At 72.5% G+C, this 18,545-nt stretch carries 17 protein-coding genes; 9 read left to right on the top strand and 8 right to left on the bottom strand.

The features are described from left to right. The first annotated feature begins 121 nt into the window (after positions 1–121). Together ACZ4E1_RS21095 and ACZ4E1_RS21100 are read left to right on the top strand one after the other, a co-directional pair. Positions 122–427, top strand: coding sequence for a hypothetical protein (locus tag ACZ4E1_RS21095; RefSeq protein WP_467541271.1), 306 nt, complete (start codon positions 122–124; stop codon positions 425–427). Between the two features lie 60 nt (positions 428–487). Continuing rightward, positions 488–1,180, top strand: a complete 693-nt coding sequence (locus ACZ4E1_RS21100; RefSeq protein WP_467541273.1) for an ABC transporter ATP-binding protein — start codon at positions 488–490, stop codon at positions 1,178–1,180. Between the two features lie 26 nt (positions 1,181–1,206). Here the strand turns inward: ACZ4E1_RS21100 and ACZ4E1_RS21105 are convergent, their stop codons facing one another. Next, on the bottom strand, positions 1,207–1,659 hold the full coding sequence (locus ACZ4E1_RS21105; protein WP_467541275.1) for a hypothetical protein: 453 nt from the start codon (positions 1,657–1,659) through the stop codon (positions 1,207–1,209). Between the two features lie 39 nt (positions 1,660–1,698). Between ACZ4E1_RS21105 and ACZ4E1_RS21110 the strand changes: the two genes are divergently transcribed. The 5 genes from ACZ4E1_RS21110 to ACZ4E1_RS21130 all read left to right on the top strand — a co-directional run bounded on the left by ACZ4E1_RS21110 (position 1,699) and on the right by ACZ4E1_RS21130 (position 7,642). Continuing rightward, positions 1,699–3,462 (top strand): ABC transporter permease family protein, encoded by a 1,764-nt coding sequence (locus ACZ4E1_RS21110; protein WP_467541277.1) that lies wholly within the window; start codon positions 1,699–1,701, stop codon positions 3,460–3,462. A 65-nt stretch (positions 3,463–3,527) separates the two neighbouring features. Further along, positions 3,528–4,460 (top strand): oxidoreductase, encoded by a 933-nt coding sequence (locus ACZ4E1_RS21115; protein ID WP_467541279.1) that lies wholly within the window; start codon positions 3,528–3,530, stop codon positions 4,458–4,460. 121 nt (positions 4,461–4,581) lie between these two features. Continuing rightward, positions 4,582–5,841 carry an ABC transporter substrate-binding protein gene (locus ACZ4E1_RS21120; RefSeq protein ID WP_467541281.1) on the top strand — a complete coding sequence of 420 codons (1,260 nt, stop codon included), beginning with the start codon at positions 4,582–4,584 and terminating at the stop codon, positions 5,839–5,841. Positions 5,842–5,918: 77 nt separating this feature from the next. Then, on the top strand, positions 5,919–6,791 hold the full coding sequence (locus ACZ4E1_RS21125) for a carbohydrate ABC transporter permease (RefSeq protein WP_467541283.1): 873 nt from the start codon (positions 5,919–5,921) through the stop codon (positions 6,789–6,791). After that, the gene (locus tag ACZ4E1_RS21130) at positions 6,788–7,642 is read left to right on the top strand and encodes a carbohydrate ABC transporter permease (RefSeq protein ID WP_467541284.1); all 855 of its coding nucleotides are present in this window, start codon (positions 6,788–6,790) and stop codon (positions 7,640–7,642) included. The genes ACZ4E1_RS21125 and ACZ4E1_RS21130 overlap by 4 nt, the downstream gene beginning before the upstream one ends. Positions 7,643–7,666: 24 nt before the next feature. Here the strand turns inward: ACZ4E1_RS21130 and nirD are convergent, their stop codons facing one another. The 5 genes from nirD to ACZ4E1_RS21155 form a co-directional block, all read right to left on the bottom strand. Further along, positions 7,667–8,017 (bottom strand): nitrite reductase small subunit NirD, encoded by a 351-nt coding sequence (nirD, locus tag ACZ4E1_RS21135; protein WP_467541286.1) that lies wholly within the window; start codon positions 8,015–8,017, stop codon positions 7,667–7,669. After that, a complete protein-coding gene (nirB, locus tag ACZ4E1_RS21140; RefSeq protein WP_467541288.1) occupies positions 8,014–10,545 on the bottom strand; it encodes a nitrite reductase large subunit NirB in 2,532 nt (843 codons plus the stop codon). Before nirB ends, nirD begins: the two co-directional genes overlap by 4 nt. 1 nt (position 10,546) lies before the next feature. Then, on the bottom strand, positions 10,547–11,770 hold the full coding sequence (locus ACZ4E1_RS21145) for an NAD(P)/FAD-dependent oxidoreductase (RefSeq protein WP_467541290.1): 1,224 nt from the start codon (positions 11,768–11,770) through the stop codon (positions 10,547–10,549). A 318-nt stretch (positions 11,771–12,088) separates the two neighbouring features. Beyond that, positions 12,089–12,718, bottom strand: coding sequence for a class F sortase (locus ACZ4E1_RS21150; protein ID WP_467541292.1), 630 nt, complete (start codon positions 12,716–12,718; stop codon positions 12,089–12,091). Positions 12,719–12,871: 153 nt separating this feature from the next. After that, positions 12,872–13,390, bottom strand: a complete 519-nt coding sequence (locus tag ACZ4E1_RS21155; RefSeq protein WP_467541294.1) for a hypothetical protein — start codon at positions 13,388–13,390, stop codon at positions 12,872–12,874. Between the two features lie 256 nt (positions 13,391–13,646). On the opposite strand from ACZ4E1_RS21155, the gene cutA reads away from it, so the two are divergent. Beyond that, positions 13,647–13,970, top strand: a complete 324-nt coding sequence (cutA, locus tag ACZ4E1_RS21160) for a divalent-cation tolerance protein CutA (protein WP_467541347.1) — start codon at positions 13,647–13,649, stop codon at positions 13,968–13,970. 263 nt (positions 13,971–14,233) lie between these two features. Here the strand turns inward: cutA and ACZ4E1_RS21165 are convergent, their stop codons facing one another. Continuing rightward, positions 14,234–16,321, bottom strand: a complete 2,088-nt coding sequence (locus ACZ4E1_RS21165; RefSeq protein WP_467541296.1) for a molybdopterin oxidoreductase family protein — start codon at positions 16,319–16,321, stop codon at positions 14,234–14,236. A 97-nt stretch (positions 16,322–16,418) separates the two neighbouring features. Next, positions 16,419–17,024, bottom strand: coding sequence for a SanA/YdcF family protein (locus ACZ4E1_RS21170; protein WP_467541349.1), 606 nt, complete (start codon positions 17,022–17,024; stop codon positions 16,419–16,421). Positions 17,025–17,656: 632 nt separating this feature from the next. Here ACZ4E1_RS21170 and ACZ4E1_RS21175 point away from each other — a divergent pair. Further along, complete coding sequence (locus ACZ4E1_RS21175) at positions 17,657–18,526, top strand: sirohydrochlorin chelatase (RefSeq protein WP_467541298.1); 870 nt, start codon at positions 17,657–17,659, stop codon at positions 18,524–18,526. Positions 18,527–18,545 lie beyond the last annotated feature (19 nt).

An 18,545-nucleotide genomic window follows, 5' to 3' on the forward strand; every position in this document is an offset into this window, starting at 1 on the left:
GCGTTTGTGGAGTGTGAAGAACGGTGTGGTGGGGCTGGTCGCGGCCGGGGTGTTCGCGGGTGGGGCGGGGGTGGCGGTGGCGGCTTCGTGGCACGAGCTGCCAACCCGGAGGAGCGGGGGTGTGTTGTTCGCGGAAGCCACGTACCGGCTCAATGAACCGGGTGTCAATCACGGGTCCTTCGAGTGGCGCGGTGAGCTGACAGACGTCTCCCACACGGACGGACACAACGTGTACGTGCTGGTGAAGGTCGCTGGTCACGGCTGGGTTCGCTACAACGGCAAGCAGAAGAAGACCGTCACCCTGCACCACTCCAACTGGGACGGCGCCGAGCGGTACACGTCGGACGCGTATCTGCGGGCCTGCCGCGACCGGGGGTCGCTGAATCCCGACAACTGCTCGCCCGAAGTGCACTACCACCGCGACTGACTGATCACGATTCGGCTCGGGGCGCCACGGAGCGCCCCGGGCTGTTCCCAGGAGGGCTGGATGCAGGCGTTCTCAGAGGCGTCAGAGGTGCTGGTCGCTCGTGATGTCGAGCTCCGTTACGGAGCGACTCCGGCGGTCAAGGGAGTGTCGCTCACCGTGCGGCGCGGAGAGGTGGTCGCCGTGACCGGGCAGAGCGGGTCGGGCAAGTCGTCCCTGCTGTACTGCCTGGCCGGGGTGCTTCCCGTGTCGGCGGGCGGGGTGTGGTTCGAGGGGCATGTGCTGGGGGAGCTGGATGACGAGGAGCTGAGCACGCTGCGGCGCGAGCGGTTCGGGTTCGTGTTCCAGTACGGGGAGTTGCTGCCGGAGTTGACCGTGGAGGAGAACGCGGCCTTGCCCTTGCGGCTGGCCGGGCAACGCAAGTCGGAGGCGCTCGCCCTGGCGGGGGACGTGTTGCGGCGACTGGGACTCGACTCAGTACGGGACCGGCGGCCGGCACAGGTATCAGGCGGGCAGAGTCAACGGGTCGCCGTGGCCCGGGCATTGATCCACCGGCCGGGAGTTGTCTTCGCGGACGAGCCGACCGGGTCGCTGGACAGCGCCAATGCGAACACGGTCCTGGAGGAGTTCCTGGTTCTGGCCAAGGCGCAGGGCACGGCGGTCGTGCTGGTCACCCACGATCCTGCAGTCGCGGCGCGGGCCGACACGCGCTACGTCATGACCGACGGGGTTCTTGGTGTGGAGGCCTTGGCATGAAGGAATTCCTGCTCGGCCTGCGTCTGTTAGCCGGTTCCGGCCGCGGCAACCGGGTTCGGTTCGCCCTGACGGTGGTCGGTGGAGCTGTCGGCGTGTGCTGCTTTGCCATCGTGCTGTCCATCTCCGGAATCCTCGATGCCCGGGACGCTCGAGTCGCCGCGCGCCAGCCGACGGTGTCCGCGCCTGGCCGGCTCGCGCGTGCGGATGCGGCCTTGGCGGAGACACGAGACGACCCCTACGGATCCCAGCAGTTCACCCGGGTCTTCCTGGCCCCGGGCAGGACCGAGAGACCACCGGCGCCACCGGGCCTTGACCGGCCGCCGCGGCCTGGCGAGTTCTTCGTTTCGCCGCACCTGGCGGAGGTTCTGGCCGAACAGCCGGGGCTCAAGCAAAGGCTGCCGGGACGGCTGGCCGGTGTCATCGGTCGTGAAGGAGTGGCCGATCCCGATGAGCTCTTCGCGTACGTAGGTGTCCGCCATGGGCAGCTCCCGGACGGCTATCGCGTCGACTCGTTCGGCATGCCGTACGTCGGTATGCCGACCGTCGAGCCCGGGGCGCTCGACATCGTCCGCTTCACCATGGTCGGAGTCGTCCTGCTGCCCCTCGGTGTCTTTCTCGCCGTTTGCGCTCGACTGTCCGCCGCCAGCCGAGCCCGCAGGCTCGCCGCGCTGCGCCTGCTCGGCCTGAGCGCGAAGAGGACTCAGCGGGTCAACGCGGCGGAGACCGTCGTCGCCGCACTGCTGGCGGGGCTGCTCGGACTGGGGCTCTACACGGCACTCAACCAGGTGGGCGCCAAGATCGGGCTGCCAGGCCTGGCGTGGTACCCGGGGGACGGCACTCCGGACCTCATGACCGTGACCGCGTGCCTGGTGGGGTGCCCGGCACTTGCTTGGTGCGTGAGCCGTGCGGGGACGAGGGATGCCGTGCGGAACCCGCTTTCGGTCCGGCGCTCCGCGGCGGAGCGCAGGCCCACGCGGTGGGGATTTCTTCCGCTGCTGGCGGGCACGGGCATCGCCGTCGGCTACTGCGTGGCCGGGGCCACGGGACACGCGCCCCGCACGACGGGCCTCTCCGCGATCCTCATCCCCACGTCGGTCATCCTTGTCGGCGCCGGCCTCGCCCTCAGCCTGCCGGTCCTCGCCCGGTTCCTCGCCCGACGGCTGGCGGTCTCCACCCGATCATTCGTTCTTGGCCTGGCCATGCGGCGCAACGAGGTCGAGGCGGGGAGCGCGCTCAGGGTGGCCACGGGTCTGGTGCTCGTGGTCTTTGCCGCGTCCCTGACCCAGGGGGTTCTGATCGAACTGGATCAGGTGTACCGGAACGACTCGCCCCAGCAGGAGTACTCGTTGGAGGCCGACCGGTTGTCGGACGCACAGATCCGCCGGTTGGGCCGGATCCCGGAGGTCCGCGCACAGGTCATGACCGCGGATACGTGGCGGGACCTCAATTCGGACCGGGACGAACCAGGCCTGGGCTTTCTCATCGCCACCTGTGCTCAACTTGCCACCCTCAGCGAGCGGGTGGACGGATGTGTGGACGGCAGGATGCAGCTACTGCGCGGTTCGCAAGGCGTGTTGGACCTGGACGCGAAGCCGGGTGCTGTCTTCCCCGTACGGCTGGACCGAGGCGGGCACCGGCACATGTGGAAGCTGACTGTGCCGGACCAGGAGGTACGGGTGTCCTCGTACGGTCTCTCGGTGGTGGACGCCGTCTCCGTCCTCGTCCCGCCCTCAGCCATCCCGGAGGGTGCCCGTCCCGAAGGCGCCAGTGTCGATCTGGCCTCCGGGTCGGACGTCGACACCGTCCGTACCACCCTCGACAGCATCGGAGGCATTGCCCCCATCGTCGATGCCCGCCCCGCCGGCATCAACATCGACGGCATCCGCCAAGTCGCCCTCATCAAATCCCTCCTCGGCGTCGGCATGGTCCTGGGCCTGATCATCGGCGTCGCCGCCTACCTCGTCGCCGCCGGGGACCGGGCCGTGGAGCGGCGGGGGCAGGTCACCGCGCTGACGCTGCTCGGGACGCGGCGGCGGACGCTGCGGGCCGTGCAGGTGGCTCAGGTCGTCATGCCGCTGGGCGTCGGGCTCGTCCTCGCCCTGGTCACCGGGAAGCTCGTCGAGTCCAGCTATCTGGTCAGCGGCGGCGGCGACGTGTTCTGGGACGGAGACGGGGTACCGCTCCTGATCGGCAGCGCGCTCGGGGTCGTCGGGATCGCGGCCCTCGGCTCGCTGCCGCTGGTCGGGAGACGGATCGACCCGGAGCTGATTCGCAGGGACTGACCGGCGACGACGGGGCGTACTCTGCGGTAACCCTGCCGTCGACGCATCAGGAGAGAGGCCCCACGATGAGCGCCGCATGGAACGCGACCCGGATCCCCGACCAGCGCGGCCGGACCGCCGTCGTCACCGGGGCCAACAGCGGGATCGGGTACGTCACCGCGCGGGAGCTCGCCCGGGCCGGCGCCCGGGTCGTGTTCGCGTGCCGGAGCGAGGCGCGGGGGAGCGCCGCCGTCGAGCAGGCTCAGAAGGAGGTGCCGGGGGCGGAGGTCGAGTTCGCGGCGCTCGATCTCGGGGACCTGGCTTCCGTGCGGGCGTTCGCCGAGGCGTGGCAGGGCCGCACCCTCGACCTGCTCGTCAACAACGCCGGGGTCATGGCCCTGCCCCACTCCCTCACCGCCGACGGCTTCGAGACCCAGTTCGGGGTCAACCACCTCGGGCACTTCGCGCTGACGGGACTGTTGCTCCCGAGCCTGCTCGCCGCCCCCGCGCCCCGCGTCGTCAGCGTCTCCAGCGGGATGCACGCCCTCGCCAACATCGACATCGACGACCTCAACAGCGAGAAGAAATACGGCAAGTGGATCGCGTACGGGCGGTCCAAGACGGCCAATCTGCTGTTCACGCACGCGTTGGCGCGGCGGGCGACCGCCGCCGGGACCGCGCTCGTCGCCGCCGCCGCGCACCCCGGCTACGCCGCGACCTCACTCCAGACGCGCGGCGCACGCATGGAGGGACGCAAGGGCGCCGAGCGGATCTTCGAGCTGGGCAACCGGATCTTCGCCCAGCCCGCCGAGGACGGCGCCCTGCCCACCCTCTACGCCGCCACCGTCCCGGGCGTCCGGCCCGACGACTTCTACGGGCCCCGCGTCCTGATGACCCGCGGCGCCCCGGCCAAATCCTGGCGGGCGCCGTGGACCCTCGACGACACGGCGGGCGAACGGCTCTGGGCCGCGTCTGAGCAGCTCACGGGCATCGCGTACGACAGCGCGCTCAAGGGATGAGACGTCACACCGCCGTAGTGGGTCTGTCGTAATTCCCTTGCATGGTTGATCGTTGGGCGGTCGAGTTCATGTGTACGGATGCATGAGTACGGGCCACGGACGGACAACTGGGGGCGACAGCATGACCATCAGCCGTAGAGGAATGCTCGGGAGCGCCGCCGCGCTCGGACTGCTCACCGCGTGCGGATCGAACACCGGCCGGGACGGCGGTGGCGACGACGGAGGCGGCAGCGGCCCGAAACTCTCGCACTGGTACCACCAGTACGGCGAACAGGGCACCGAGCAGGCCGTGAAGAAGTACGCGGCGGCCTACGACAAGGCGCGGATCGCCGTCCAGTGGCGGCCCGGCAACTACGACCAGCAGACCGCCGCCGCGCTGCTCACGAAGTCGGGCCCGGACGTCTTCGAGGTCAACGGGCCGACCCTGGACCAGATCCAGGGCAAGCAGGTCGTGGACCTCACCGACCTGTTCGAGGGCGTCAAGGACGACTTCAACCAGGCGGTCCTCGCGCCGAAGACGTACGACGGGAAGATCTGGGGCATCCCGCAGGTCGTCGACATGCAGATGCTCTACTACCGGAAGAGTCTGCTGGACGATGCCGGGGTGCAGCCGCCTCGGACGCTCGATGAACTCGTCGACGCGGCAAAGAAGTTGAGCAGCAAGAAGGTCAAGGGGCTGTTCCTGGGGAACGACGCCGGGGCCGGGGTGCTCGGCGGGACGCCACTGCTCGCGGCCGGGCTCGAACTCGTCACCGAGGACGGCAAGGTCGGCTTCGACGACCCCGCCGCGGCCCGCACCCTCGGCAAGCTCCACCGGCTCTACGCCGACAAGTCGCTGCTGCTCGGCGCCCCCGCGGACTGGTCGGACCCGTCGGCGTTCGTCCAGGGCCTCACCGCCATGCAGTGGTCCGGGCTGTGGGCACTGCCCGCCGTCCAGAAGGCACTCGGCGACGACTTCGGCGTGCTGCCGTTCCCGAAGGACGGCGCGCAGGGCCGGCCCGCCGTCCCGGTCGGCGCGTACGCCGCGGCCGTCTCCACCCGCACCGCGCACGAGCAGGCCGCCAAGGACTACCTGAAGTGGCTGTGGATCGAACGCACCGACTACCAGGAGGACTTCGCGCTCTCCTACGGCTTCCACATCCCCGCCCGGATCTCCCTCGCGAAGAAGGCCGCCAAGCTGCGCACGGGCGCCGCCGCCGACGCCGTCCGGTTCACCACCGACCACGGCTTCGCCCAGCCCCTGCAATGGACCCCGGCCGCGCAGACCGCGTACCAGGACGCGCTCAACCGGATCATCAAGGACGGTGCGAGCCCGGACAGCGAGCTGAAGACCGTCGTGCGGAAGGTGTCGGCCGAGCTCGACCGTGTGAAGAGCAAGTGAGCCGAGAGAAACAGGACGGACGAGAGACACAGGACGGACGAGGGAGACAGGAGAAGCATCGGGCCCGGTGGTTCTGGGTGTTCGTCGGGCCGTTCCTGCTCGGGCTGGTCGTCTTCACGTACGTCCCGCTCGGCTGGAGCGTCTACCTCAGCTTCTTCGACGCCCACAACACCGTGACGCCCACCGAGTTCGTCGGGCTCGGCAACTACACGGCGCTGCTGCGGGACGACGCGTTCACCAGCAGCCTGGGGACGTTCTGCCTGTTCACGCTGTTCATCGTGCCGACGACCTACGCCGCCTCGCTCGCCCTCGCCCTCATGGTGAACCGGCTGCGGCGCGCCCAGGCCTTCTTCCGGTCCGTCTTCTTCCTGCCGGCCGCGTGCAGCTACGTCGTCGCGGCCCTCATCTGGAAGATGTCCCTCTTCAACGGCGTGCGCTTCGGTCTCGCCAACACCCTGCTCGGCTATGTCGACGTCGACCAGATCGCCTGGCTGTCCACGACGGACCCGCCCTGGTACTGGCTGGTCATCGTCACCGTACGGCTCTGGCTCCAGGCAGGCTTCTACATGATCCTCTTCCTGGCCGGGCTCCAGCGGATCAGTCCGACGCTGTACGAGGCGGCGGCCGTCGACGGGGCGCGGCCGGGCTGGCAGGTGTTCCGGCACATCACGTTCCCGCAGCTGCGCACGACGTCCGTCGCGGTCGTCCTGCTGCTCGTCATCAACGCCTTCCAGGCCTTCGACGAGTTCTACAACCTGCTGTCCGACGCCCGCGGCTACCCGCCCTACGCCCGCCCGCCCCTCGTCTACCTCTACTACCTCGCACTCGGCCAGGGACAGAACCTCGGCCTGGGCAGCGCCGGCGCCGTCCTGCTCGCGCTGATCGTCGCCGTGGTGACGATCGGGCAGGCCCGCTGGTTCGGGCTCGGCAGGAAGGAGGCCGACGCGTGAGCTCCCCCCACAGGTACCGGGACGACGGGTTGGTGCGGGCCGGGCGCGCCCTGCGGCTCGCGCTGCTCGTCGCCCTCGCCCTGCTCTTCCTCGTCCCCTTCTACCTCCTGGTCCGCAACGGCCTGGCGACCGAGCAGGAGATCACCTCTCCGGACTGGACGTTCTTCCCCTCGGACCTGCGCTGGGGCAATGTCACGGAGCTGTTCGAGGACAGCTCGGTCCCGTTCGCGCGCTCCCTGCTCAACTCGGCGCTCATCGCCGTCGCCACGACCCTCGGCACCCTCGTGCTCGCCTCCCTCGCGGGCTACGGCCTGGCCCGCATCCCGTACCGGCACGCGAACAAGGTCTTCTACGCGATCCTCGGCACGCTGATGGTCCCGGCGGCCGTCACGTTCGTACCGAGCTTCGTGCTGGTGTCCTCGCTCGGCTGGGTGTCGACGCTGCGCGGACTGATCGTGCCGACGCTGTTCTCGGCGTTCGCCTGCTTCGTCTTCCGGCAGTACTTTCTCGGGTTCCCGGGGGAGCTGGAGGACGCCGCGCGGGTCGACGGGCTCGGGTACTGGCGCACCTACTGGCGGGTGGTCGTGCCGAACTCCCGGCCCGTCTTCGCGGCCGTCGGCACGATCGTGTTCATCGGCGCGTGGAACTCGTTCCTGTGGCCGCTGGTCATCGGGCAGGACCGGAACTCCTGGACGGTGCAGGTGGCGCTGTCCTCGTTCACGACGGCTCAAGTGGTGCGGCTGCACGAGCTGTTCGTGGCAGCCGCCGTGTCGATCCTGCCGCTGCTGCTCGTGTTCCTGCTGTTCCAGAGATGGATCGTGGCGGGCGTCGAGCGCTCCGGCATCGACTGACCCGCCGGAGCGCCCGCCGACGGGTCAGGCCGCGCGCACCTCGTACGCCTCGACGGCGATGCCCTCGTCGTCGAGGCAGCGGCCCGTCTCCAGGTCGAAGCGCTGCTTCAGGAGCGGGGAGGCGACGAACGGGCGGCCTCCGGCGGTGCCGAGCAGGCCGCGCGAGAGGACGGCCGCGCCGGTGAACGGGTCGGTGTTGTCGATGGCGTAGACCCGCCCGGCGCGGTCGCGGAACAGGGCGGCCTGCCGGCCGTCGGGCAGGAGGGCGGCGACCCCGCGCCCGGGGACGAGCCGGTCGAGGGCGCACACCTCCAGCCACTCCTCGTCCAGAGCGAGCTGCACGGTGGTCGCGGGGGCGATCGTCGTCAGGGTCATCGGGCTGCGGTTCCTTCCAGGGAGGACAGCGAGATCAGCGGCAGTTCGGGCTTGATCTGGTCCCGCTCCGGGACGAAGCGGACCGTCGGGTCGGGGGTGCCCGGCGCGTTCACGAAGGACACGAAGCGGGCCAGGCGCTCCGGGTCGTCGAGGGTCGCGGCCCACTCGTCGCGGTAGTGCGCGACGTGGGCCCGCATCAGGGACTCCAGCTCGTCGCAGATGCCGAGCCGGTCGTGCACGACGACGTCCCGTACGTGGTCGAGGCCGCCCTCGATCCGGTCCAGCCAGGTCGAGGTCCGCTCCAGACGGTCCGCGGTGCGGATGTAGAACATCAGGAAGCGGTCGATCAGCCGGATCAGCTCGGCGTCGCTCAGGTCCTGCGCGAGCAGGTCGGCGTGGCGCGGGGTCATGCCGCCGTTGCCGCCCACATACAGGTTCCAGCCGTTGGCCGTGGCGATCACGCCGAAGTCCTTCGACTGGGCCTCCGCGCACTCGCGGGCGCAGCCGGAGACCGCCGACTTCAGCTTGTGCGGGGAGCGCAGGCCCCGGTAGCGCAGCTCCAGGTCGATGGCCATGCGGACCGAGTCCTGCACGCCGTAGCGGCACCAGGTCTGCCCGACACAGGACTTCACCGTGCGCAGCGCCTTCCCGTACGCGTGCCCCGACTCGAAGCCCGCGTCGACCAGTCGGCCCCAGATCGCCGGGAGTTGATCCACCCGCGCCCCGAAAAGGTCGATGCGCTGACCGCCCGTGATCTTCGTGTAGAGGCCGAAGTCGCGGGCCACCTCGCCGATCACGATCAGCCTCTCCGGGGTGATCTCGCCGCCGGGGACCCGGGGCACCACCGAATAGGAGCCGTTCTTCTGGAGGTTGGCGAGGAAGTGGTCGTTCGTGTCCTGGAGGGCCGCCTGCTCGCCGTCCAGGACATAGCCGTCCGCGCCGATCGACGGGGCGAGCGAGGCGATGATCGAACCGACCGTCGGCTTGCACACCTCGCAGCCCTCGCCGCCCTGCGCCGCCTCCCGGCCGTGCTCGTCGAGGACCTGCGCGAACGTCGTGATCCGCCTGACCCGCACGATCTCGTACAGCTCCTGGCGGGTCAGCGCGAAGCAGCCGCACAGGCCGCCGTCGCCGGACTTCGGCAGCAGCTGCCCGATGAGCTTGACGCAACTCCCGCAGCCCGTACCGGCCTTGGTGCACTTCTTCACCTCGGGCAGTGAGGTGTGCGCGCAGATCTCGCCCTTGGTGACGTTGTGGCAGGAGCAGATGACGGCGTCGTCGGGCAGCGCCTCCGGACCGAGTTGCGCGGGGGCGCCCGCACCGGCCGGCAGCACCAGGGCCTCCGGCGCGACGGGCGGCACCGTGCCGGTCAGCGCCCGCAGCGTCCCGTACGCCTCCGCGTCCCCGACCAGGATCCCGCCGAGCAGCTCGCCGCCGGAGCCGATCACGAGCTTCTTGTACGTGCCCGAGCGCGAGTCCGAGTAGACGACGTCGAGGCAGCCCTCCGCCGTCCCGTGCGCGTCGCCGAACGAGGCCACGTCCACGCCGAGCAGCTTCAGCTTCGTGGACAGGTCGGCGCCGGTGAAGCCGTCGCCCGCCGTGCCGAGGATCGCGTCGGCGGCCGTCCGCGCCATCTCGTAGCCCGGCGCCACGAGCCCGTACACCCGTCCGTCCACGGCCAGGGCGCACTCGCCGATCGCGAACACCGCCGGGTCGCTCGTGCGGCACTCCGCGTCGACCGCGATCCCGCCGCGCTCGCCGACCGTCAGCCCCATGTCGCGGGCCAGCTGGTCGCGCGGCCGGACCCCGGCCGAGAAGACGACGAGGTCGGTCGCCAGCTCCGAGCCGTCCGACAGCTTCATCGCCCGTACGGCGTCCCGGTCGCCGGTGACGATCTCCTGGGTGCCGACGCCCGTGTGGACGCTCAGCCCCATGTCGCCGATCGTCCGGAGCAGGGCCGCGCCGCCGCCCTCGTCGACCTGCACCGGCATCAGGCGCGGCGCGAACTCCACGATGTGCGTGGTCAGTCCGAGCCCCTTCAGCGCACCCGCCGCCTCCAGACCGAGCAGCCCGCCGCCGACGACCGCGCCGACCGTCGCGTGGTTCTTCGCGTACTCCTCGATCGCGTACAGGTCCTCGATCGTGCGGTACACGAAACAGCCGGTCGCGTCCTTGCCGGGCACCGGCGGCACGAACGGGTACGAGCCGGTGGCCAGGACCAGAGTGTCGTACGTGAACTCCAGGCCGGACCGGGAGCGCACGGTGCGGGCCGCTCGGTCGACGGACTCGGCCGGGTCACCGACGTGCAGTTCGATGCCGTGCGCGGTGATGAACTCCGGGTCCGTCATGGACAGTTCCTCGGGCGTCGTGCCCGAGAAGTACGAGGTGAGCTGGACCCGGTCGTAGGCGGGGCGCGGCTCCTCGCAGAGCACGACGACGCGATGGCTGCGGGTCAGGCCGCGCTCGGCGGCGGCTTCGAGGAAGCGCTGGCCGACCATGCCGTGGCCGATGAGAACGAGGGTGGGCATGTCAGAGGCCTCCGTCGTGGGTGAGCAGATGGAGCAGTGGCGCGCCGACGGCGTCGTCGGCGGCCAGGGATTCGTTCGCCTCCCAGGCGAGGGCGAGCGCGCCGACGCTGGCGAGCTCCCCGACCAGGACGCCGCCGACCAGCCGGTCGCCGCGGACCACGACCTTGCGGTACGTGCCGCGGGTGGCGTCGGTGAGCTGCACGACGTCGTCGCCGGGCAGCGGGTCGGGCTCACCGAACGCGGCGAGGTCCAGGGGACCGGCCTCGTGCGGGAGCGTGAGCCGGGTCAGGGTGCGGGTGCCGGTGTACGCGGCCTCGGCGCCGGTCAGCAGCGCCGCGAGCGTGTCCGCCTGTTCGAGGGCGGGGGTGGCCAGGCCGTAGACCGTGCCGGCGTGCTGGGCGCAGTCGCCGACCGCGCGGATGTGCGGGTCGCTGGTGCGGAGCTCGTCGTCGACGACGATCCCCTTGCGCACGTCGAGGCCCGCGGCCTGCGCGAGGCCGGTGCGGGGGCGGACCCCGCAGGCCAGCACGGTGACGTCGGTGTCGAGCATGAAGCCGTCGTGCAGTTCGACGCGGCGGACGTGCCCGTCCTCGACGCGGACGCCACGCACCCGGCACTCGGTGTGGATCTCGACGCCCAGCTCGGCGAGGTGCCGGTGGACCAGCGCGCTCGACCGGGGGTCCAGCTGGCGCTCCATCAGCCGCTCCGCCTGCTGCGTCAGCACCACCTGGGCGCCGCGCCGGGCCAGCGCGCGGGCCGCCGACACGCCCAGCAGCCCGCCGCCGATGACGACCGCGCGGGTGCCCTCGGTGACGGCCCGCGACAGGGCGAGACAGTCGTCCATCGTGCGGAACGCGTGCACGCCGAGGGGGAGTTCGGTGGCGCCGGGGGCGAAGAGGCCGCGCAGCGGGGGCAGCACCGGGTTCGAGCCGGTGGCCAGGACCAGGGTCTCGTACGGGACCTCGGTGCCGTTCTCGCACTGGATCACGCGGCGCTCCCGGTCGATCCGGACGGCGCGGGTGCGCAGGGGGGAGGCGGGGGTGCGGGGGAGGGCGATGACGTCCGGGGCGTACGTGCCGGCCAGGACCTCGGCGAGGAGCACGCGGTTGTACGGGGCGTGCGGTTCCTCGCCGATGAGCACGGCGTCCTCGCCCAGGCGCTGGGCCAGGCGGGTACCGGCGAGGCCGGTGCCGATGATCACTGGGCGGGGGGTCGGTGCGGGCATGCGGTTCAGCGTGCGGGGTGGGTGTTTCTCGGGGGCGTCCCGTCGGTTTCTCCCGCGGTACGGGGTGCTCCGCGGGTGGTTCGGGGCTGTGTGAGGCGGCGCCGGGGGCGCCTTCTCGTCTGCCGGGTTCCTCGTCGCGGGCGGCTCTCCCACCGTCGTGGCTGATCGCGCAGTTCCCCGCGCCCCTGAGATGCGCACTTCGTGCGCGATCTCCATAGGGGCGGTGCCCCATCGGGGAAATGCGACGCGAAGCGTCTGCATTTCAGGGGCGCGGGGAACTGCGCGACCAGCCCCCACCGGGCCGCGGTCGACGTACGACTATCGGCTGGAGGTCAGGTGGGCGAAGACGACTACGTTGCCTTCGTACCCGGTGCCCCGCGCGTAGCGGCCGCCACACGTGATGACCCGCAGCTCGGGGCGCCGGCTCGCCCCGTACACGGTCCGGTCCGGGAAGGACTTCGCGTCGTAGACCTCGACGGAGTCCACCGTGAAGACGGCCACGGAACCGTCCCGCCGGTCGACCTCGATCGTGCGGCCCCGGGTGAGCGCCCCGAGGTCGTAGAAGACGGCGGGCCCGTCGGCGTTGTCGACATGCCCGGCGACCACCGCCGTACCCGTCTCACCCGGCGTCGTCCCGGCCTCGTACCAGCCGGCCAGGTTCTTCTTCTGCGGCGGCGGCACGTCGAGGCTGCCGCTCCGGGTCAGCCGCAGCCCCATGAGCGGTGCGTCGACCCGGATGGACGGGATGCGGATGCGGTCCGGCGGGGACGGGGACAGCGGGGCCGCGCCGGGCGGGGCGTACCGGTCGGTGCCCGGACGGGCCTGCGCCGCGGACGGCTGCGGGGGCGGGTGCCCGCCGGAGTTGGTGGACAGCAGCCACGCCCCGGTGCCGAGAGAGAGCACGGTGACGGTCGCTATCGCGGAGTTGACGGCCTTGCGCGATCGCACGGGACCTCCTGGGACGAACGTCGCCCGCCCCTCCGGTCCGCGAGGGGCTGCGGCCGGAGGGGTGGGGACTGGCGGTACCGGTGGGCGGGCGGGTCACGGACGGCGGAGGATGTCCGCGACCCGGTCCGTCCGTGGTGACTCCTGCGGATCCCTTCAGATCCCCTCGCCTCTCGCCCGGCGATGCAGGAGCCAGGTACCGCCCGCGGCGGCGACGGCCAGAGCCGCCACGCCCGCCGCGGTCTGCACGGGGTCGGGTCCGAGCGTGCCGCCGACCCCCGTCTTCACATGGCCTTTCGGCATCTGCGCACCCGGTGTGCCGGCCTGGGCGAGGGACACGATGAGATCGCCGGTGACGCGCGTGCCGCCGGCGCACTTCGCGACGATCTCGTACGTGCCGGGCTGCGCGGACGCGGGCACCGCGAAGTGTCCCGCCGCGTTGTCGCCGTCCGAGGCCGGGGCGAGCGTGAACGCGCCCGCGCCGACCGTGCGGGCGTCACCGGCCGCCGTGCCCCGGGTGCCGCACGCGGTGGTGTCCACGGTGACCGTGGTGCCCGGGGCGGCCGTCGCGGGGTAGACCTCGAGCCCGCCCTGCGCGGCGGCGGCCGGGGCGGCGCCGAGACCGGCGAGGGCGACGGCGAACGCGGCGGCGGTCAGCGGTCGGCCTGTGCGCATCGTGGAGCTCCTTCGCGGGCGTCGGACGCGCCCTGCAAGACCGAGGTAAGTACCAGTCGCCGCGGTACGCCTGCTGATGCGGCGTCAGATAGGGGGGTCGGGCAGGGGTTCTGACGGGGTGACGGGTGCGTCGTCGCAGGTCATCGGCGTGTCGGGGGATGTGGAGCGTGGGGCGCGGCGCGGGCGTACGACCGGGTGACCGGACACTCCGTCAGGCGGCGGCGCGGGGCGCGGAGGTCACAATGGGGGCGTGGAGATCACCGACGAGACCGTGCTGACCGTACTGACGACGACGGACGCCCCGGACCGGGCGGACACCCTGGCCCGCGGCGCCGTCGAGGCCCGCCTCGCGGCGTGCGCGCAGGTGTCCGCGGCGGTGACGTCCGTGTACCGGTGGGAGGGGGCGGTCGAGACGGCCCGGAAGTACCAGGTCCTTCTGAAGACGACCGCCGCGCGGTACCCGGAGCTGGAACGGTGGCTGACGGACCACCACGACTACGACACGCCCGAGATCGTGGCCGTGCCGGTCGTCAGGGGTGCCCCCGGCTACCTCGGTTGGGTGCGGGGCGAGACGGCTTGAACCGTAGCTCCGGCGGGTTCGTCGCCGAGTGCCGCCCGGTGGGGCTTCTCGCGCAGTTCCCCGCGCCCCTGGAGATGCGCACTTCGTGCGCGATCTCCATCGGGGCGGTGCCCCATCGGGGAAATGCGACCCGAAGGGTCTGCATTTCAGGGGCGCGGGGAACTGCGCGACCAGCCACGACGCACCCGCAGTCGCCCACGCAGGGTCACTCGGCAGACGAAAGGCGAGGCCCCACCGGACCCGCACCGCACCCGGCGACGTCGCTACACCCGTTCGACCCGTACCGCGCACACCTTGAACTCGGGCATGCGTGAGGTCGGGTCGAGGGCCGGATTGGTCAGGGTGTTGGCCCGGCCGGGGCCCGGCCAGTGGAAGGGCATGAAGACCGTGTCGGGGCGGATGCCGGGCGTCAGCCGGGCCGGGGCGACCGCGCGACCACGCCGCGAGACCACCGCCACGTCCTCGCCCTCGGCCACGCCGAGCCGCGCCGCGAGCCGGGGGTGCAGCTCGACGAAGGGGCCCGGGGCCGCCCGGTTCAGCTCGTCGACCCGTCGGGTCTGGGCGCCCGACTGGTACTGGGCGACGACCCGCCCCGTCGTCAGATGCACCGGGTACTCCGCGTCGGGCTCCTCGGCGGCCGGACGGTGCGTCACCGGGACGAACCGGGCCCGGCCGTCCTCGTGCGCGAACCGGTCGAGGAAGAGGCGGGGCGTGCCCGGGCCGGCCGGGTCCGGGCAGGGCCAGAAGACGCCGTCGCCCTCGGCGAGGCGCGCGTAGGAGATGCCCGCGTAGTCGGCCGGTCCGCCCGCGGAGGCGCGGCGCAGCTCGCCGAAGACCTCCTCGGGGTTGGCCGGGAACCCCTTCTCCAGGTCGGGGGCGAGACGCGCGGCGAGTTCGCGGAGCACTTCGAGGTCGGAGCGGACGCCGTCCGGCGGGGTGAGGGCGCGGCGGCGCAGCAGCACGCGGCCCTCCAGGTTCGTGACCGTGCCGGTCTCCTCCGCCCACTGCGTCACCGGCAGCACCACGTCCGCGAGTTCGGCGGTCTCGGACAGGACGACGTCGGCCACGGCGAGGAAATCGAGCGAGCGCAGCCGCTGCTCGACGTGGGCCGCGCGGGGCGCCGAGACGACCGGGTTCGACCCCATCAGGAGCAGCGCGCGGATGTCACCGCCGAGCGCGTCGAGCAGCTCGTACGCGGAGCGGCCGGGGCCCGGCAGCGACTCCGGGTCCACGCCCCAGACCCCGGCGACATGGGCGCGGGCGGCCGGGTCGGCGAGCTTGCGGTAGCCGGGCAACTGGTCGGCCTTCTGACCGTGTTCGCGACCGCCCTGCCCGTTGCCCTGGCCGGTGAGGCAGCCGTAACCGGAGTGCGGGCGGCCCGGGCGGCCGGTGGCGAGGGCCAGATTGATCCACGCGGAGACCGTGTCCGTGCCCTTGGCCTGCTGCTCGGGCCCGCGCGCGGTCAGCACCATGGCCTCACCGGCCCCGGCGAACAGGTCGACCGCCTCGCGCAGCCGCGGCACCGGCACCCCGGTGACCCGCTCCACGTACTCCGGCCAGTGCGCCATCGCGGCGGCCCGCGCCCCCTCCCAGCCCGAGGTCCGCTCCCGGATGTACGCCTCGTCGGTGCGGCCCTGTGCCACCACGAGGTGCAGCAGGCCGAGGGCGAGTGCGAGATCCGTGCCGGGGCGCGGGGCCAGGTGCAGGTCGGCGAGTTCGGCGGTACGGGTGCGGCGCGGGTCCACGACGATCAACGTGCCGCCGTTGGCCTTCAGTTCGGTCAGATAGCGCAGGGCGGGCGGCATGGTCTCGGCCGGGTTCGAGCCGACCAGGAGCACGCAGCCGGTGTGCGGGATGTCCGCGAGCGGGAACGGCAGGCCCCGGTCGATCCCGAAGGCCCGCTGCCCGGCCGCCGCCGCCGACGACATGCAGAACCGGCCGTTGTAGTCGATCTGCGAGGTCCGCAGCACCGTGCGGGCGAACTTGCCGAGCGCGTACGCCTTCTCGTTCGTGAGTCCGCCGCCGCCGAACACGGCGTTCGCGTCCGGGCCGTGCGCGGTGCGGGCCCGGTCGAGGGCCGCGGCGATCGTGTCCAGAGCCTCGTCCCAGCCCGCCGGTTCCAGGCGGCCCGTCGTGGCGCTGCGCAGGAGCGGGCCGGTGAGCCGCACCCGGGACGACAGCACCTCGGCGGCGCTCTGCCCTTTGCCGCACAGGGCGCCCCGGTTCACCGGGAAGTCCTCCCGCCCGCTCACCGTGGCGTCCGGGGCGACCCGCATCCCGCACTGCAGCGCGCAGTACGGGCAGTGCGTGGGCGTGGCGGCGGGCGGCTCGGAGGCGGTGACCGTGTGCATACGGGCCAGCGTGCGGGCCCGTTGTTACGCGGTGAGGGGCGGGGCGGTTACGCACGGGGTACGCGGTCCTCCCCGCGCCCGGGGGCCGGTCGTGAGGTCAGCGGCGCAGGGCGTCCGTGATGCCGCTCTCGCGCGGGCCGAGGAAGTGCGGGTCGGGGCGGACGACCGCGTCCAGGGCCGCCTTGCCCGCCGCGAGGACCTCCCGGGCGCCGCCCGCGTACCAGGTCACGTCGTGCCGTTCGTCCACGCCGACGCCGTACGAGGACACGCCGGCGGCCTCGCACAGGGCGAGCGCCCGCCGGATGTGGAAGCCCTGGCTGACCAGGACCGCGCGGCGCACCCCGAAGATCTTGCGGGCCCGCACGCAGGAGTCCCAGGTGTCGAACCCGGCGTAGTCGCTCACGACGGCGCGACCCGGAACGCCGTGCCGGGTCAGGTAGTCCCGCATGGCGTCGGGTTCGTCGTAGTCCTCGGTGCTGTTGTCGCCGGTGACCAGGACGGCCCGGACACGGCCCGTACGGTACAGCTCCGCGGCGGCGTCGAGCCGGTGCGCCAGATAGGGAGAGGGCTCCCCGTCCCACAGCCCGGCGCCGAACACGACGGCCACGTCGGTACGGGGCACGTCCCCGAGCCCCTTGACCCGGTCACCGGTCGACGTGAACAGCCACGTCGCCGGCAGAAGCGCGAGCACGCACAGCCCCATGACGACCTGCACGGCGACCCGCCGCCCCCGAGTGCTCCGCGGCACCCGCACCCTGACTCCGGCCAGCTTCAAAGGTGACTCTCTCCTCAGACGAGCCGACGGAACTTCCCTCTCACCGACCCAGACGCCACAACCCCCGAGAAGGTTCGCCCCGAGTCCGCGACGCGGCGTCGACATGCGGCTCCGCCGCTTGGTGGGCTGGGGTAAGGCGCGATCGGGGGGGGGCAGATGCGCCCCGTCAGGGGCGCGGGGCTGTGACATAAGCGGCTGCGCCGCGGGGCGCGAGAAGCCCCACCGGCCGGCGGTCCGGGACGATGGCGAGCACACCACGGCGGTGCTGCCCGAGGCGGGACGCCGGGCGGATGGGCGGGGCAGGGCTGGGGCAAGGCGATATCGCGGGGCAGGTGCGCCCCGTCAGGGGCGCGGGGCTGTGACATCAGCGGCTGCGCCGCGGGGCGCGAGAAGCCCCACCGGCCGGCGGCCCGCGACGAGAGCGATCACGCCACGGCGGTGCCGGGGCCACCGGAGCAGAGGCGCCGCTCACCCATGAACACGCCACACAGTGAACCCGCGGCAACCACTCGTCACCGCCCCGCAACAACACGGCAACCCCCACCCGGCACGATCGCTCCATGACGGACGAGTTCACCCGCACGGGCACCACCAGCACGGCAGGACTCCTCACCATGATCAGCGACCAGCTCGGCACCCAGCTCAGCCACGTCTCCCTGAGCGGCCGCAGGAAACCACCCGCCCTCGTCCTCGTGGCCCACGGAAGCCGGGACCCCCGCGCCCTCACCACCGTCACCGCCCTGGCCCAGCGGATCCGGGAACTCCGCCCCGCCCTCCCCGTCCACCTGGGCCACATAGAACTCAACGAGCCCCTGCTCACCGACACCCTCGCCCGAATGCGCCCCGGCCGAGCCGTCCTCGTCCCCCTCCTCCTCTCCCGCGGCCACCACGTCAAGCACGACATCCCCGGCGCGGCCGACGCCGCGGAGCACCTCCGCACCCGCGTCGCCGCCCCCCTCGGCCCGCACCCCCTCCTCGTCGACGCCCTGCACGACCGTCTCGTCGAGGCCGGCTGGCCGGCGCAGCAGTCCGAGCGGGCCCGCCGCCGCAGCGGCGTCGTGCTCGCCGCCGCCGGCTCCCGCGACCCCGACGCCGCCGCCGACATCCGCCGCACCGCCGACCTGCTGGCCCACCGCCTCGGCGTCCCCGTCGTCCCGGCCCACCCGGGCTCGGCCGAGGCCCCCGACGTCCCGGCGGCCGTCCGCGCCCTCGCCGCCCGCGGCAGGACCCGTACGGCGGTCGCCGCGTACTTCACGGCCCCGGGCCGGTTCGCCACCCAGGCCGCGACCGCCGCCCCCGGCATCGCGGCGGCCCCCCTCGGCACCCATCCGGCCCTCGCCCGCCTGGTCCTGCACCGCTACGACACGGCGCTGACCGGCGCCCCGCAGACCGCCCCGCACTCCGCGCTGCCCGATCTGGCGACCGCCTGACAGTGGCGGCGTCTACTGT

The sequence above is a fragment of the Streptomyces sp. NPDC025806 genome (assembly GCF_055558275.1).